The organism is Opitutaceae bacterium TAV5, assembly GCA_000242935.3.
Taxonomy (GTDB): Bacteria; Verrucomicrobiota; Verrucomicrobiia; order Opitutales; family Opitutaceae; genus Geminisphaera.
In genome coordinates, this window is record CP007053.1 from 4,499,397 (window position 1) to 4,516,527 (window position 17,131).

General features: G+C 63.0%; 12 protein-coding genes. 5 read left to right on the forward strand and 7 right to left on the reverse strand.

Going from position 1 to position 17,131, the window contains the following annotated elements; translation table 11 throughout:
• The first annotated feature begins 78 nt into the window (after positions 1–78).
• A complete protein-coding gene (locus tag OPIT5_19185; GenBank protein AHF92035.1) occupies positions 79–1,164 on the forward strand; it encodes a LacI family transcriptional regulator in 1,086 nt (361 codons plus the stop codon).
• A 74-nt stretch (positions 1,165–1,238) separates the two neighbouring features.
• On the opposite strand, the gene OPIT5_19190 is transcribed toward OPIT5_19185, so the two are convergent.
• The 5 genes from OPIT5_19190 to OPIT5_19210 form a co-directional block, all read right to left on the reverse strand.
• Positions 1,239–3,263 carry a hypothetical protein gene (locus OPIT5_19190; GenBank protein ID AHF92036.1) on the reverse strand — a complete coding sequence of 675 codons (2,025 nt, stop codon included), beginning with the start codon at positions 3,261–3,263 and terminating at the stop codon, positions 1,239–1,241.
• Between the two features lie 222 nt (positions 3,264–3,485).
• Positions 3,486–4,634: a hypothetical protein gene (locus OPIT5_19195; protein AHF92037.1), complete on the reverse strand. Its 1,149-nt coding sequence runs from the start codon at positions 4,632–4,634 to the stop codon at positions 3,486–3,488.
• Positions 4,635–4,771: 137 nt separating this feature from the next.
• Complete coding sequence (locus OPIT5_19200) at positions 4,772–5,581, reverse strand: hypothetical protein (protein AHF94532.1); 810 nt, start codon at positions 5,579–5,581, stop codon at positions 4,772–4,774.
• A 104-nt stretch (positions 5,582–5,685) separates the two neighbouring features.
• Complete coding sequence (locus OPIT5_19205) at positions 5,686–6,807, reverse strand: transcriptional regulator (protein ID AHF92038.1); 1,122 nt, start codon at positions 6,805–6,807, stop codon at positions 5,686–5,688.
• 431 nt (positions 6,808–7,238) lie between these two features.
• On the reverse strand, positions 7,239–8,129 hold the full coding sequence (locus tag OPIT5_19210) for an AraC family transcriptional regulator (protein ID AHF92039.1): 891 nt from the start codon (positions 8,127–8,129) through the stop codon (positions 7,239–7,241).
• Between the two features lie 223 nt (positions 8,130–8,352).
• On the opposite strand from OPIT5_19210, the gene OPIT5_19215 reads away from it, so the two are divergent.
• The 4 genes from OPIT5_19215 to OPIT5_19230 all read left to right on the forward strand — a co-directional run bounded on the left by OPIT5_19215 (position 8,353) and on the right by OPIT5_19230 (position 12,159).
• Complete coding sequence (locus tag OPIT5_19215) at positions 8,353–9,276, forward strand: carbohydrate kinase (protein AHF92040.1); 924 nt, start codon at positions 8,353–8,355, stop codon at positions 9,274–9,276.
• Between the two features lie 97 nt (positions 9,277–9,373).
• Positions 9,374–10,021 (forward strand): transaldolase, encoded by a 648-nt coding sequence (locus tag OPIT5_19220; GenBank protein ID AHF92041.1) that lies wholly within the window; start codon positions 9,374–9,376, stop codon positions 10,019–10,021.
• A 170-nt stretch (positions 10,022–10,191) separates the two neighbouring features.
• Positions 10,192–10,884 (forward strand): hypothetical protein, encoded by a 693-nt coding sequence (locus OPIT5_19225; protein ID AHF92042.1) that lies wholly within the window; start codon positions 10,192–10,194, stop codon positions 10,882–10,884.
• A gap of 69 nt (positions 10,885–10,953) precedes the next feature.
• Complete coding sequence (locus tag OPIT5_19230; protein AHF92043.1) at positions 10,954–12,159, forward strand: hypothetical protein; 1,206 nt, start codon at positions 10,954–10,956, stop codon at positions 12,157–12,159.
• 598 nt (positions 12,160–12,757) lie between these two features.
• Here OPIT5_19230 and OPIT5_19235 read toward each other — a convergent pair.
• Both OPIT5_19235 and OPIT5_19240 read right to left on the reverse strand, forming a co-directional pair.
• Positions 12,758–13,591: an IclR family transcriptional regulator gene (locus tag OPIT5_19235; GenBank protein ID AHF92044.1), complete on the reverse strand. Its 834-nt coding sequence runs from the start codon at positions 13,589–13,591 to the stop codon at positions 12,758–12,760.
• Between the two features lie 102 nt (positions 13,592–13,693).
• Positions 13,694–17,125, reverse strand: coding sequence for a hypothetical protein (locus OPIT5_19240; protein ID AHF92045.1), 3,432 nt, complete (start codon positions 17,123–17,125; stop codon positions 13,694–13,696).
• Positions 17,126–17,131: the final 6 nt, after the last annotated feature.

Below are 17,131 nucleotides of genomic sequence, written 5' to 3' on the forward strand. Positions count from 1 at the left end.
TCCGGGGAAAAATGAAGGGACAATGCCGGCGGAGTTTTATTGTAAAAATCATGAGAACAGGCTCGGCTGCCTTTCGTCATGAACAACGGGAAACAGTCGGCCGGAAATGGCGGTGGCAGCGAGGAGAGCGCGGGGCCGCGGATCGCGTTGAAGGAGGTGGCGGAGGCGGCGGGAGTCTCGCGCATGACGGTATCGCTGGCGTTGCGCAATCATCCCGCTCTCGCCGCGGCCACCGGCGAACGGATACGGACAATCGCGGCGCGGCTCGGTTATCAGCCGGATCCCGAAGTGGGACGCGTCATGGCGCAAATCCGCGCGCGGCGGCGTGTGCATCGTCCCGCAACGGTCGCCTACCTGACGGCGCATGCCACACGCCAGGGATGGAAAAAATTCCCCACGCAGGTTGCCTATCGGGAGGGAGCCGCGCGGCGGGCGGAAGCATGCGGATACAAGCTCGAGGAGTTCTGGCTCAACGAGCCGGGCATGAGCGAAAGACGTCTGGGCGATGTGATTCGCAACCGGGGCATCAACGGGGTGATCGTCGCTCCGCTGCCTGTTTCCCGGATGATGTTTCAGGATTTCCCGTGGGAGTGGTTTTCCGCCGTGGAACTGGGCTATTCACTGCCGTCGCCTGCCTTGTCGCGCGCGTGCAGTCATCAGTTTCAGTCCATGCAATTGCTGGTCGAACAGCTCCGCAAGCAGGGCTATCGGCGCATCGGTTTTGCGATGGAGGAGGACCAGGATTCCCGGGTGCGGCATAACTGGCGTGGCGGCTATCTGTCCGCTTGCAGCCTGTTTCGGGATCTTGAGCAGGTTCCGATGCTGCTGGATGCAGACTGGACACGCGAACGGTTTGGCAAATGGCGGGCAACGCATCGGCCCGACGTCATTCTGACCACCGGCCCCGAGGTGCTGGAATGGATACCGCGCGATGCCAGAAGCAACGCACCCGAGGTAGCGGTGAGCCTGGTTAACATGGACTCGGTTCCTGCCCATGACAGGATGTGGGTTTCCGGCATCGATCAGAACTCGACGCAGGTCGGCGCGGCCGGGGTGGATTTGTTGATTTCGCTGATGAACTCCAACGAGCGCGGCATCCCGCGGGTGCCGCGCATTCTGATGGTCGAGGGAGAATTCATTCAGGCGAAACGCGTGTGTGCATAGATGTAAATAGCCATCGATGGTGCGAAGTTTCCCTTCGGGCGAGAATAGTTGTAGCGGGGAAAATCGTCGTACGGTTAACGCAGGACGAGTTCGGCCTCGTGCCAGTCCGGTTCGGGCAGGGCTAGGGAACCTGTCGCATCGAAGGGTGCGGGCAGGGTCTTGCCCGCCTCCGAACGCGGACGGGTGATCGTGAACGTCCATTTTGCTCCGCCGGAAGGCGCCGCGATCCCGGCGAGGCGGATGGCGGGCGCGTTGTCGGTTTCCTTGCCGTCGGCGGCGATGGCGGTGCGGCTGATCACGAGTCGTGTGGCTTCGGATACCGGTTTGCCCTCGTCGTCGGCAACGACGATGACCGTGGCGAAGCTGCCATCGGCAGCGGCGAGGGAAAGGTGCTTCAGGCCGGTCGGCGCCTTGCCGTCGAGGAAGCCGCTGAAACTTTCGGTCTGCGGAGCGGCGACGGTCAGTTGCTTGCGGGTTACATCCTTGACGATCTCGCCCGTGTCGGAAACGAGCGGCGAGGTCGCGGCGGCGGCCATCCAGGGGGCTGCCGGCTGCGAATCGGGAACGGGACCGTAGGCGCGGCGGATGGCGTGAATGTCCTGCCAGCCGGGTTTATAGTCGTATTTGCCGCGCATCAGGTCGTTGTACCCGCCGGCATGGAAAGGGGCGTCCGTCCAGAGGGTGACGGGGGTGCGGCTGGCGGCGACGAGGCCGCGCCGGTAGATCATTCCGGCGGTGCGCATGTGGTCGAGCATCATGCCGTCGGCGACCATGCCGCCGAGGTTCGAGCGGCGCCGCTCATAGACGGCCCAGCCGTCGTCGCCGATGCGGGATTCCTCGCCATGGATCCAGGCGAACCATACCAGGCCCGACCAGTCGTGCAGCGAACCGTAGGCCGCCGACGCCAGCGGCAGCATCGTCCGGTGCGGTGATTGCACAAAAATGTTTTTCTCGCCCTCGGCCTGGTTGAGTTCGCCGATAAAGTAGGGCTTGCCGGCGAGGGCGCTGCGGGCGGCGAGGTGGAAGCCGTCGTCGATTTCCCGCACGACGAGCGGATCGATGTAGGCGTGGTGTTCGACGAAATCGGCTTTGCGGGCGTGCATATCCGCCGTGGAATCGCCGCGCCACAAATTCGAGAACGTCATGGGCGCGGTGCAGCCGGTGGAGCGCACGGCGGCGCGAATGCGTTCGAAATACACCTCGTCGAGCGCGGTGAGAAAGGCGGATCGCGCCTGGATGATCTTGTCCGTGCGGGGAGTATACAGGTCGCTCTCGACAGCGTCCGCCACGCCCGCCGCGGCGGCGTGTTCGAGCCAGCGTGTTTCGAGGCGCGTTTGCCAGTAGGCGGGCATTTTGTGGCCGCAGATGATCGCGTATTCGATGGAATGCTCGTTAACCACTTCGATGCTGAGCACCTGCGGATCGCCCGCGTAATCACGTCCTGAGTACGGATTTTTGTGCACAAGCAGGTTTTTGATGAATTCCTCGGTGAGAAGTGCCGCGCGCTCGTCGATGACGGGGAGCAATTTCCATTCGTCAAACGCTTGCGACCAGTGACGTCTGCGCAGCTCTTCGATGGCCGCGCTCCAGGCCGCGTTGTCAGCGGCGTCGGCTGTGGAGAGGATGTCCGCATCGCCTGGCAGGAACGAGCGCGTGAAGTGTGCGGAGAGCGCGAGGTAAATCCCATTGCGGCGTAGCGCGGCGTTCATGGCGTCGAAACGGTCAAGCGCGGTCGGCTCGAACGTCCGTGAATTGTTTTCGTAAGTGACAAGCGCGCCGCTGGGCAGGTCGGGGTTCCAGTCGAGGCTGCGGCGCAAATTGTGGTGCGGCCGCGCCAGGTTCACGCCGAGCGAGCGCAAATTCCGCGCCACGGCCTCCGCCTTTTCCGGCGTTTCGGGGTAAAACGAAACCAGATTAACTCCCCAGAATTTCACCTCTTTGCCGTCGGGAGAAACGTAGTTTTGTCCGGCGATTTTTAGCGGCACAATCGGATCGGTCTCCGCCGAAATGTCGCTGGTGGCGGCGGCGAGTGCGGAAGCACAAAGCGTCACTGCGAATAAGGAGGATACGAGAGGTCGTTTGTTAATCGGGTTTTCCATCGTCGTTTTTCGTCTTGAATTGTCCGGGACGCCGAAGTCGCAACCGGAGGGAGAAGGGGATGCGGGAACCTGGCGGGGCGGGACGGATCGGGAATTTCTGTTTTGTATCTTGTCTGGTATTACAAAAATGAAGGAGAGACGCCTGTGGCCCTCGAGCTACACGGCCAGGATGGCCGTGCCACATCATGGGCTGGAAGCCCATGCCACTTTAAATGCCGGGCTTTACGGCACGCTGGCGGCGGGGGCGATGGTGACATCATAGACGCCAGCCTGACGGCCTTCGGGCACCCAGGCACCGCCACGGGTTTTCCAGTCGCCGAGTTTTCCGGTGAATTGTCCGTCGGGCACGAGGTTGGTGCTGCCACCTGCGGGAGTGATGGCAACATCGGCGATCCAGATTTTTACGGCGTCGGCATTGCCGAAGTTAAAGGTCAGGCGGGAGGCGTTGGGGATCGCTCCGGCTCCACGAAAGGGCAGGGTGTGGAGTTCCCAGGTGGTGCCGATCTCGATGTTTTCGCGTACTCCGAAGAAGGCCCAGGGGGGCTGGCTGTTTTTTGTCGATACGGCAAGGCGTGTCGGAGCGGAGGCCTTGGCCCAAAAGGTGACCGTGTAGTTTGCGGAAGGGTCCAGGTTGATACCGTCGTAAAAGAGTTGGTGGCGGTAGGGCTTTTCGGGTTCCTCGACGAGGCGGTCGAGTTGCACGGCATTGCCGGCGGGGGCATTGCTATTGGTAACGGCAGTGGCGGCCGGAGAGGCGGGAGGAGTCGTCGTGGTGGGGGCGGACGCGGCTGCGCCGTCGGCGGCGGGAACAAGGGTGACTTCGTAAACGCCGGCCTGCGTGCCGTCGGGCACCCAGGCGCCGCCGCGGGTGCGCCAGTCACCGAGTTTTTTCGTGAACTGACCGTCGGGAAGCACGTTAGCGCCGCCCCCGGCGGGGGTGATGGCGACATCGGCGATCCAGATTTTTACGGCGTCGGCATTGCCGAAGTTAAAGGTCAGGCGGGAGGCATTGGGGATGGCTCCGGCACCACGAAAGGGGAGCGTGTGGAGTTCCCAGGTGGTGCCGATTTCGATGTTTTCGCGCACTCCGAAGAATGCCCACGGCGGCTGGCTGTTTTTTGTCGATACGGCGAGGCGTGTCGGGGCGGAAGCCTTGGCCCGGAAAGTGACGTTGTAACTGGTGGCGGGGTCGATATCGAGGCCGTCGTAAAAGAGTTGGTGGCGGTAGGGTTTTTCGGGTTCGTCGACGAGGCGGTTGAGTTGCGCGGCGTTGCCGGCGGGACCGGTCTGCGCGAAGGCGGGGGCGGCGACGGTGATCGCCAGGACGAGGGCCGTCGTCAGGCGGGCAAATACGGTGGTGCGATTTTTCATGGTGAGATGCTTACGGGGAAAGGATGAGGCGGGGTGGAGAAACGAAGGCGGGAGCGGCGGGGATACTGGATTTTTGCCCCCCGTGTCTTTTGACGGACAGGGGGGGGCGGGGGGGACGCATGGGGAGGAGAGGCGGATCAAGCGCGAGGGCGGGAGCGGCGGAGGGCGGCAAACGCGATGGCGGCTGCCCCGAAGAGGATGGCAAACGTGGAGGGTTCGGGGACGGCATAGGTTGTGTAGTCGATAAACAACTGCGGCCTCTGCCCGAGATTGGCACGGTATTCGTTGTGCACCTGGGAAACAAAAGAACCCGGATCAGTCGTGCCATTGGTTCCGGTGTTGAGCGTATAGATAGCAAAGCCGTAGTTGATCAGTTCTCCGCTAATCCACGCTTGTACGATACTGGTGACATCAAAGGTGAACTGCGTTCCCGAGGTGAACGAGGCGATAGTCGCGCTGACAGCTCTGCTGGTGTCGATGGCGGGCAGGGGCGCGTCGGCACCTGATGCGGACGCAGGCTGAGTCCAGTCCGCGATAATCGGCGCGACATAAAAAGTGCCTCCGGTGGTCGCGCTTTGTCCCGGCGTCAGGCGAAGCTCCGCACTGTTGATGAGCGTTTCCGTCCCGGCGGTGTTTGCGATGGTGCCGATGCCCAGCCCACTGCTGTCATTGAACCGCCACAGGGTGGTGGTATTGTAGTTGGCCGCAAAGCTGGCACCAAAGCGGTAATATGTGGTGGAGCCGTCCCATGCCGCACCGGTCAGATTACCGCCGATACCAGTGACGGTGCCCTGGTAGGTTCCGGTCGTCTCGCCGATCGTGACGTTACGGCCATTTTCCAGCAACAGGGTGCCCGAATTGAGGATGGTTTGAGCGTTGGCGTTGGTCGGCCAGAGACTGACGGCGAGCAAGGCGAGGAGGCCTGCGAGGGTTTTGGGTGTTTTCATGATAGTATCAGGATTTGGCGGTTTCGGGTTATCTGGCGGTCATGGGATTCGACGAGGTCAGGAACGGGGGAGGGGAAATGGGGTGAACGGGAGAGCCGGGAGTGTCAGGCGGAAGAGGACCCGCAGGACTGGCGGACAATCAACCGGCAGGGCAGGCGTTCGTGAAGGACGGGCAGCGGCTCTTCGCGCAGGCACTGGACGAGCAATTCGACGGCGCGGGTGCCGAGCGCCCTGAGAGGCTGGTGCATGGTGGTGAGCGGCGGATCCGATCTTGCCGCCTGCGGGAGATCGTCGAAGCCGGTGACCGCCACATCGCGCGGCACGCTCCAGCCGCGTTCTTCACAGCGCCGGATGACATTGAGCGCGATCAGATCATGCAGGCATACGATCGCTTCCGGGCGCTTGCGCATGGCCATAAAGACATCGACTTCCTGGATGCCCTGCCGCGCGGGATCGCGGCTGCCGACTTCAAGAAAATACTCCGGCGGGATTTCCAGTCCGTGCTCCGCCATCGCCCGCCGGAAACCGTCTTCGCGTTCCTGGACAACCTCGACGCGGTAACTCGTGAGGAAGGCGATGCGACGGTAGCCGCGGGCAATCAGATGGCTGGTGAGCGTGTACATCGCCTCGCGGTTCTGGCTGCATACGCTGGGAACGTCGTCGCTGCCCGAATACCCGTCGGCCATGATCACTTTCTGGCCGGTGCGCACCAAGGCGCGAATGACCTGTTCGGTGGAGACATCCGGGGCGGGAGTCTGGAGCGGCACGACGATCGTGCCGGCGACCTTGTGTTCGTTGAGCATGATCGCCTGCGAGAGCGCGGCCTGTTCCTCGTTCTGCGAGTTGGCGAGGAGAAGCTGGTAGCCGAGTTTCGAGGCGGCCTGGCGCGCGCCCTGGGTCAGCAGGTCGTAGGCGCCGGAAACGTTGGCGGCCTGGCAGAGGAGCAGCGCGAGCAGCTTTTTCTGCACGGGAGAACGGCGGATGTTCACAAACGTGCCGCGTCCGCGATAACGCACGAGCAGCCCTTCGTTGACGAGATCGGCGATGGCCTTGCGCACGGTGGTGCGCGAGAGATTGATCTCGCGGCACAGTTCGAGCTCGGGCTGGAGTTGCTCGCCATGCCCGACCTCGCCGCTCAGGACCTTGCGGCGCAGCATGTTTTTGGCCGCCTGATAGCGGGTGGCCTCGTCGATATTCCGGAGTTCGGTGGATGGATCCATGATCATCAACAAATCCTCCGGTCCGGGCCATGCAGGCAATCTTCCGTCGGGCGGTGAATCGCGGACAGAGCTTTCGAGCAGTGTGAAAAGGAGAGCGACGGGCAGAAACAGCCGGGCCAGGCGGAGTCGACGAGTGCAGGGATTTCGGGGAAAACTGGCATGGAAAAACGGGAACGATCCTCAAGTTGTCTTAAAAAGATACATTTGCCAAGAACAATCGAAAAAATCCTGCAAACAATCATTGCGAGAGGGAGACGCTGACGGTGGCTCCGGGCACGGCCCACCGGCTGGGCAAGCCGGTGTCTGCGGCGCATCATTTTTCCTTGTCGGCATCGGAATTGGTAGCGTCCTGGCTGATACGCAAGACGTTGCACCGTTACCTGGTTCGCGCGCGGAAACCGGTCAGCAGTGTCATGAAATAGCGATTACATCGCCGGTCACAGCATGGCGTGCTGGTGGGCCCGGCGGTAGCGCAGCGGCGTTTGGCCATGGGCGGCGCGGAACAGATCGTAAAAATGGGCCAGATTGCCGAATCCGCATTCGAGTGCGATTTCCGTCACCGGTTTCTCGCCGAGCCGCAACTCCCGCGCCGCATGTCCGATTCGTATCCGGTTGACCAGTTCGGTCGGGCTTTGGCCAAGCAGGGCGCGGCAGGTGCGCGCCACATGCTCGGGTCCGCGGCCCGCCAGTTTTACGAATGCCGGAACGCCTCGCGCGAAGTTTTCCGGACGTCCGATTTCCGTACAGGCATGCGCCAGCCAGTCGGGGAGGGGAGCGGAGAAAGGCGCGATATCATCGCGAGCCGTCGCCGGTCTCGCCATCATCAAGGGATCGGCGGCGCGGGAGGAGAGTTGCAAGGCGATTCCGAGCAGGAAAAATTCGACCGGCAGCCGGCGCCGTCCCCCGTCTGCAAGATGCCGCACTTCCTCGCGAAACCATTCGGCCTGTGTCGGGGAAAGCTGCCAGCGAACGGGCAATTTGTCATGTGCAGGAAACAGCATGGAGATTTCCGGAGTGCGGCGGGAAAGATCGCGGAGCAGGGCTGGAGAAAAGGCCAGATTGATCAGGACGAATCCCTCGTCGTTCCGCTCGTTTCGGGTCTCCAGACGATGGCAATCCTTTGCACGCACGAAAACGAGATCACCGTGGAATAGTTTTTTATTCTGTCCGTTGATCTCGTGAAGTCCCGAACCCTCTTCCACGAAGAAGAGTTCAGGAAAATCGTGAGTGTGCATTTTCGAGAGGCGGCCTGAAAAAAACCGGATTCTTGCGAGGTGAAACCAGTCACTGGCCCCGACAAGGTCGCTCCATCGTTTGCGCTCGATCATATCAATGGAGCATAAAATTAAGTCAACGGACGGAAAGACAAAACCGCCGTATTCGGGCATGCTTTGCGAACGTATCCGCCATCCCCATGAACCCGCCCGCCGATCCGTCCGTTTACGACATGAGTGCCGACAGTCCGCAAGACTCGTCCGGCAGTCCGTCAACCGGCGAAGGACGGGATGATCGGGGAACCTGCCGGTCTCAGGAAACGGCCGCAAGCATCCCATGAGCCTCCTCGTCACAGGAAATACCGTTGTCGATATCGTGTTTCCCGGCGTGAAGCGATTGCCGGAGTGGCCACGGCACACCGAATCGACGCCGGACAATCTCGTCCTGTTGTCCCGGGCGCCGATCATGACGCTCGGGGGCAATGGCGCCAACGCGGCCTGGGTCGCGGCGCGTTGTGGCGCCCGTGTTGAACTGCATACCCGGATCGGTCCGGATGCCGCCGGCCGGCTTGCCCGTTCCTGGCTTGACGAGGCAGGCTGCGAGGTACGCGTGGCAGGCGGTTCCAGGACGGCCGGGGCGTCGACGGCCGTCAATGTCACCGCCGCCAATGTGCGGCATGGGCGCGCAACGTTTTTTCATCCGGGCCAGCCCGTGGCGATGCCATCCGGCCTGGCGACGTGGCAGGAAATGCCTTCGTGGATACTGGTTTGCGGCTTTCCGCATCCTCCGCTCCCGTCGATCGCACGGGGCTTTCGCGGGGCCATCCGACGCGGCGCGTTTACCGCGCTGGATACCGGTCCCATTCTCGGCCGCCCTTGGACGCTGGCAAGTCTGCGACCGGTGCTGGGTTCCCTTTCGCTCCTTCTCGCGAACGAATACGAACTTGGAAAAATCGCCGGAACTGCCGACCCAGACGAAATGATCCGGCGCGTGCGGCGGGTGTTTTCCGGCCACCTTGTCGTCAAACGCGGAGCCGAAGGAGCCCGCTGGATACCCGCGTTGTCCGGCGAATGTTTCGATGTCCCCGCGCCCCGTGTGCGCGTGGTCAACACCATCGGAGCCGGCGACAGTTTTAACGGAGCCTTGCTGGCTGCGCTCGATGGCGGAGCCGGTTTTGCCGCGGCGGTGCGAACCGCGTGCGCGGTGGCCGCAAGCGTGGTGGCGTCGCCGGATGGCGTCCTCGGCATGAAGCCGCCGTGATCCTCCCCGCTCTTCCGTAACCCGACCTGCGGACTTCTGTCATCCGCCGGCACGACACCACCATCCAACGACTCCCGACATTCACTCCGACCTTCCTATGAAAATATGGCTCGCCAGCGCTGACCTGAAACTGATCGAGGAACATTTCCCTGCGGGGATTTTTTCCGGAGTCATCACCAATCCCAAAGTTGTGGCCGAGGCCGGGCGCCCGCCGCTCGAATTTTTCCGGGAAGTGTGCCGGATCGCGCCTGCCGCCTGGTATCAGTTGCGCGACGCCTCTGCCGCCGGGATGCTGAAAGAGGCCGAAACCTTTCTCGCCATCGATCCTGAAAAAATGCGGATCAAGGTGCCGGCGACACGAGCCGGGTTTGAGGTAATCGCAACCCTGTCGAAGCGTAACCATCAGGTGATGGCGACGATCGTGCCCACGGCTTCGTGGCTCGTCTTTGCGCTGGCCGCCGGAGCGCGCTTTGTCGCTCCGTACGGCGGCATGCTCCAGAAGCGGGGACTGGCGAGCAAGATGGAGGAGGTGGTCAGGATGCAACGGATCATCGACGCCCAAAAATCCGCGGCGGAGTTGTGCGTCGGCATTTACGACGTAACCGAATTTCCGGTGTATGCCGCGCAAGGCGTCCGTTCCTGCTTTGTGTGGGGTCGGGATGTCGCCTCCTTCCTGAGCCAGCCGCTGGTCGACGAAGCCGCGGCCGGTTTCCATGGCGACTGGGAAGCGTTGAGCGTTTATTGAAAACAGCCGGCCGTCGTACCGGATGGATTCCGGCACGACGGCCTCTGATTTTTCCCGGGCAGAAATGATTTGACCCTAATTGTATCTTTAAAATACATTATCGGGAGTTCACCCGTTTTCCCGAGACGAAAAAATCCTCCGTTTCCCCTTCATCGCCTGTTACCCGCCCTATGAAAACATCCTGCCGTATCCGGATCAGAGCTGACGGTTTCTGTCGTGGTTTCACGCTGGTCGAACTGCTCGTGGTCATAGCCATCATCGGCATTCTCGCCGCGATCATCATCCCCACCGTAGGCAAAGTCCGCGAGACCGCATACGCCGCGCAATGCGCCTCCAACCTTCGGCAAGTATTCAACCTCTACATGCTCTCTGTGCAAGACAACCGCGGACGTATCCCGCCGGACGGACCCACACAATGGATTGATGCCGTGGTGCAGGACTACGGAGCTGCGGGAAAATACGAACTGCGAGCCGCCTTCGGCTGCCCCGTGCAAATCAGGCTCAAACCCCTCATGGTTAAAAACGATATCGAGGTAAACAAACGCGCGCACCGCACCTACTCCATCAACCGCGACCTCACTCGCGAACTGGCCACCAACCAGCGCGTCGCCAGGGACTACAACCACTTCCAGGCCCCCTCGCGGACCGTGTGCGCCGGGGACGGCAATGACAGCGACAACGACCCCACCTACTACAACGCCCTGATCGGCACCGGGAAACCCCCCGAAACCCCCCACAACGGCAAGGCCAACATCCTCTACCTCGACGGCCACGTCGCCGCTCTCACCGACCAGACCCTCCTCAACGTCCCCAACCGGCCGACCCCCGGCACCCCCCAAGCCATGTTCTGGTTCGGCGAATAGCTGCCCTCGCGTGCCGCTTGCCAGGCCGGCAGTTCCCGTTCCTCACTCTCTACCTATCATCTCTCCCGCGTGAACCATCCATTGCCCGCCGCTTTTTCCGTCGAAACGTCTTCTCTCTTCACTCCGTGGTGCGATCCGTTGTCCGGCGTGGAGAGCTTTGTTCTCCAGCGGCGCGTGGCGCCGCTCCAGCAGTCGTTTTATTACACCAACCCCAGTTTCACCGATGATGGCCGCTACCTGTGGTTCTACTGCGGCTTCCCTCCCGCCGGCAACGCCAACTACGGTCGCACCCTTGCTGTCGTTGATTTTGAACGACAGGAAATCCGCCACTACCCCGAAACCCAGTTCCTCGACGCCTCCCCTGCCGTGGACCTGCGCACCGGTGAAGCGTACTGGTGCACCGGGCCTGAAATCTGGAAATGCGGCCCCTTGGTAGACGCCAGCCCCGAACTCGTCAACCGGCTCCCCGCCGAAATCGTGCGCGGCCGCCGTCCCTGGCGCATCGCCACCCACCTCACCTTCTCCGCCGACCGCAAGGCCCTCGCCATCGACGCCGAAATCGGTCGCGAATGGTTCGTCGGCCAGGCCCCCCTCGACGGCGCCTCCGTCGAAATCTGGGCGAGGCCAACCCGCGCCTACAACCACGCCCAATTCTGCCCCGATCCCCTCAACGCGGACCTCATCCTCGTCAACCAGGACTCCTCTACCGATCCTGTGACCGGCGAGTGTCCCAACTACGAAAACCGCATGTGGCTCCTCCGCCGCGGCCACCCCTTGCGCCCCCTCTACCCCGACGCGCAAGCCGCCGTCGCCCACATGCACGGCCACGAGTGGTGGTCTGCCGACGGCCGCCATGTCTGGTACATCCACTACGGCCGTGGTGTCATGCGCGTGAACCCCTTTATTCCCAATCCCGAGTCCGAACCCGGAACCACCTCCGGGCCAGCCGGCAATCCCGACCCCGAAAACATCTGGCCCCTCGACTACGTCTCGCATGCCCACACCTCGGCCGACGAAACCCTTGTCGTTGCCGACTGCTTCCCCGGCCCCCGCACCGGCCCCGCCAAAGTCGCCTTCCTCAACCGCGCCACCGGCCGCACCGCGGACATTGTCACGAACATGCCATATCCCCCGGAGCCGCTTCCCCGCTACCACGCGCATCCGCATCCTCAATTCTGTTACGGTGACCGCTACATCTGTTACACCACCTTCGTGTACGGACGCAGCGATCTCGCGCTGACTCCCGTTTCCCACCTGCTGGAGGCGACGGCATGAAACAATGAAACAATGAGCAGCGGCGAAAATGCAGTCTGATCATGGTTTCACGGTTTGCTGCCATGAAACGCCGCCAGACCCTGCCAACCCGCGTCCGGTCCGGCCCGCGCGTTATGTTTTTCTCCGGTTCGACGAAGGCCAGTTCAGGCTCACCAATTACCGAGACACGGCGAGTGTCGCTTCACGTATCCGCGGATGCGATTCCTGGCTGGCCGGAAAATTCCGCGGCGGGAGTCGATACAGGGTGGTTCGATCCACGCACGGGCGAAGTGAGAAAGAGCTTGCCGGGAGAGGCCGGAGGCGCGTCCGGGCAGGTGTTTGTACCGCCTGCTTCCGGGGAGGATGAAGATTGGGTGCTCATCTTCGGGGAGACGTGTCCGGATTGTCGCCGCCCGTCCGTATTCTGATGCCAGTGTCCCGAATGTTTTTGATTTTACACAAAGATCGCAAAGGACGGGAAGGGGATAACTGGCAAGCCTTTGCGCTCCTTGCGGCCTTTGTGTAAAAATCTGAAGGCTTTGGGGCTTTGGTATGATGCCTCCGGAGGACGGTTTCGCGTCCGCGGCCGGAGTGCAGGGAGGGGGGCGGGTACCGGTTTTCAGCGGCTGGCGGCGTTTTTCCGGGGGCGTCCGCGACGGTTGCCGGGGGGCGCGTCGCTGGCGGGGAGTTGCGAGCCGTGGTCCCAGAGTTTTTCTATCTCGGCCGCGGACTGGCGGAGTCCGGCCAGGATCGTGTCGATGTAGCCGGGTTTGTTCATGCGCATGGTCGGGGCGCTGGCGCCGAGGGCGGCGAAGACGGTCCCCCAGGCATCGTGCACGGGGACGGCGAGGGCGCTGACGCCTTCGCTGAATTCGTCGCAGGTGCGGCTGAAGCCTTGCTCGCGGATTTTTGCCAGTTCCGTGGCGAAGGCGGCGGGGTCGGTGATCGTGCGCGGGGTGTGCGGGGTGAGTCCGTGGCGGGTGAGGTAGCTTTCCAGCACGGCCGGGCTGGCGTGCGCGAGGAGCATCTTGCCGTAACCGGTGGCGTGGGCGTTGTGCAGCTTGATCTCGTTGAGGTCGTTGACCGCGAGAGCCTGCTGGCCGGCGACGTAGGCGAGGTTGAGGAAGCGGCCCTGGTCGTTGACCACGAGTTGCACGGTTTCGTTGAGTTCGTCGGCAAGACGCTGGACGACGCCGCTGGAGGCCGTCGAAAGGAACTGATGGTAGGTGGGGTGGTTGCCCAGGTGCATGAGGCGCATGCCCGGGTAAAAGAGGCGCGTGGTTTCGTCCTGCCGGAGATAACCGCGCGCAACAAAAGTCATGGCGATGTTGTGTGCGGTAGCGACGTTGATGCCGAGTTGCTGGGCGAGGGCGCGCGTGCCGATGCCGGCCTCGGCGCGAAGGACGGCTTCAAGAAGGTTGAGACTTTTGTCGAGGGTGAGGACGACGGGCATACGCAAAGAAAAGCCTGAAGGACTGAATGGCTGAAAGGCTGAAATCTAAATGAATGGGGAGCGTCGAGCCTTGTCCCTGTGTAACGAGGTGTTCGAGCCTGCTTATTGAGTGATTTCGAGTTCGTAGGCGAGTACGGGCGGATGGCTGCCTTGCGAGGTTTGGAGCGCGAAGGTCAGGGCGGTATCCACGTGAGTGACGGGGAGGGTGTAAAGTCGTTTGCCGCCGGTGGAGAGGGCATGCAGCGCGATGGAGGCGTTCGCCGGTGCGGCAAGGGTAAGGGTAACGTCGGCGGAACCTCGGCGGACGAGGAGCGGAGTGGAGCCCCATTCTTCAAGGATCTTGCGTTCCGGCGTGCGGAAGCGGGTCCCGGTGTTCTGCACGTCGGTGAGGTGCAGGAGCAGCAGACGGCGGCTGGTTGCGAGCGGATGGTCGTCCATGGCGGAAACGGAGACCATTGCGGGGCCGTCGGTGCGGACGTGGAGGACGGTTCCGCCGACTTCGCCGGAGCGGGTGAGCATGAAGGCTTCGGTACGTGGGGTGACGACAGAGAAGCGGCCGGCAGTGACGTCGAGGTCGAGTTCGCCGGTGTCGCTGCGGTAGCGGCGAGTGGCGGGGTTGAAGCGGTCGGACGGGAGGACGTCGGCAGCGAGGATCTGTTGCGGGAGTCGCGGGGTTTCCTCGAAGGAGGGAACGTCGAGGGTGCCGTGTCCGCCGGGTTCGGTGACGGCGGCGAGGAGCTTGCGTCCGGTATCGCGATAGTTGCCGGTGACGACCGTGCCGAGGCCGGTGACGAGGCCGAGTCGGGAAAAATCATCGGAATACGAGCCGAGTGCTTCGGGGGAGGCGAAGGCGGTGGAGGGATTGATCTCGAAGGCGATGAGGTTTTCCGAGGGGCGGACATCGCCGCGAAGGAATAGCAGGGCGATGAGGCGGTCGGCGAGCGTTGCGACGGGGTCGTTGGAGCTGTTGAAGCTGACGATGGACGAGGGCTCGGTGAGGTGGTTCACCAGGCCGCCGTTGTAGGCGAAACGCCAGATGCCGTCCCAATCCTGAAACGCGGCGTAGGCTCCGAAGAGCGGCCCGGCCTCGGCGCGGTAGCGGTTGGGGAAAGTGTAGTTGAATTCCGTTACCGTATAGGGAAGTCCGGCGATGCGTGTCGGAAAAAGCTGGCGCGGCAGTTCGGCGTCCTTGGCCAGGGCGGGTTCGTCGAGGTGGAGGTAGGGGAGATCCCACAAGGCGCCGACGAAGCGGGGGTGGTCCCAGTAGCGGTGCACGTCCACGTAGTCGAGATGGTCGCGGACGAGGGCGAGGGGTTTGTAGTCGCGGTGGTTGATATCGGTGAGCGGGGCGTGGGTGCCGATGCCGTTTTTGAGAAAACGGGCGAGGGCGGCCTGAGAGGAGAGCTGGCGTTCGGAGAGGAAGCGGGCGAAGGCGAGGGAACGGTCGCGTTCGGAGAGTTTGCCAAGGCCCTGGGCTGCGAGCCAGGCAGCGAAGCGTTGCTGGTAGAGTTGGGCGATGGAGGCGTCGGAGGTCCAGGTGGCGGAGAGAACGTTTTCGTTGACGGGACAGATGCCGACGAGCGCGGGGTCTTCGGCCCAGGTGAGGCCGGTATGGGGGTTGCGGTGGGTGAGGAGTTTCCGGGCGAAGTGTCCCCATGCGCGTTGCGCGGAGGAAGAGACGGCGACGGCGGGCTTGATGCCGTTGCGGGTGCGGGTGTCGAGTTCGTCGATCTCGCCCGCGGGGAAGAAGCGGGTGCTGAAGAGGTCGATGTTGACATGGATGCCGGCGGCTTTGAGGCGGGAGACAAGGTAGTCGAGGCGGTCGAGTTTTTCCGGGTCGATGTCGTGACTGCTGGCAGCGCCGGGCTTGAGGAGGAGTGCATCGAAGTGGTGGATACGAACGGCGTTGTAGCCCATGCGTGCAAGGCGGAGGGCGAGGCGGTCGGCGAGGCTGCGATCGATGTAGTTGGTCTGGAAATTCAGGTTGGCGCCGAAGAAGCGGGCGCGTTGGCCGGGCTGGTTCTCGAAATAAAAACGGCCGTCGCGAATGACGAGGGGGCCGTGTTTACCGGCGGGAGCGTCGAGGAGGTGGGAAAAATCGAGGATGCTGCCGGGTTCGACGTCGTGTTCGAAGGCGAGGGGCTGCCAGTCGGGGCCGGCGGAGAGGACGAGGTGTTTGGCGGCGGCGGTGGGAAGGGGAGGGAGGGAGTCGGGACTGCCGGTGATTCCGGCGATCATCCAGACGGCACGTCCGGAACCTTCGAGGGTGAGGTGAGTAACGGGTTTTCCGGGGAGTTCGAAGCGGGAGAGGTAGAGGCCAATGTCGCTGAAGCGGGGATTGGAGCCGCGCCAGGCAAGGAGACCGTTGGGGGCGTCATGGGGAGATGTCCAGTTGCCGGCGTCGCGGTGGGCGAGCACGGGGATTTTCGTGGTGGTGCCGTCGGGATGGGTGGCGACAAGGGTGCCGAGGAGTTCATGCTGCGGGTGATCCCAGGCGTAAGCGTGGAGCAGATACAGGGTGCGGAGAGCGGTGGCGGGCGGGGCGACTTCGGCGGTTTTCAAAAAATAGTCGCGGTGGCGGCCGGCGAAGGCGAGAGCGGCTCGTCCGTGGTTCGTGGCGGGGTCGATAATTGAAAAGGGGATGCCGGCGAAGATTTGCGAACCGGTGGGGAAGGCGCGCAGGTCGTGGTCCTTGCCTTCGTCTGTCCAGCCGCCGGCCCGGTCGCCGGCCACGTCGTCGGCGAAGTCCACATTGGCGGTGACACGAAAGTCGAGCGGCTCGAAGGTGTGGGGACGCCAGGCGAGTTCGCAGGTAAAGGTGCGGGTGGCGGTCGAGTCGGGTGGGTCGCGGGGTTCGAGAATGAGGCTGAAGTGGCTCTGGTCGTAGTGGCGGTTGTCGGCGACGAGGGCGCGGAGGGGGGCGCGGAGTTCGAGGGTGCCGTTTTCAAGGGGGATACCGATGGTCCCGGTGCGGGCGGCGGCAAGGTCGAAACGACCGGTTGGTGTATCCGGGAGTTGGATGCTACGGGTGTCGAGGGTGAGGGTTCTTCCGGCGAAGGAAGCGGCGGGCAGGCGGACGGTCCAGCGGAGGGAGTTCACGGCGGTGCCGTCGTGGACGGCCGAGAGTGTCACGGTGAGGCGAAAGGAGCCGGGGCCGCTGCGTTCGAGGGTTTCCCGGAGGGCGAGCGGCGCGGGGGAGGTCTTGGGCTTGAAGTCGGCTTCGAGTATCCAGAAGCGGTCACCATCGCGGCGGGGGTGGCCGGGGGCGGCGGCAATGGCTCCGGCGGAGTTTTGCTGGGTGCCGCGCCCGGCTTCGCGGTAATCGAGGAGCAGGGTGAGATCGGCGAAGCGGAGGATGCCGTCGGGCTGCGCCACGAGCGCGGCGTGTTTTCCGAGGGAAAAGGTGGCGGAGTCTGAAACCGGCTGAAGATGTCCGGACGGCAAGGACGATGCAGGGGGCGCGATGGCGAGTGCGGACAGGAGCGGCAGGAGGATAACGGGGGATTTCATTCTGAATTTGAATTTTGAATACATATGGAG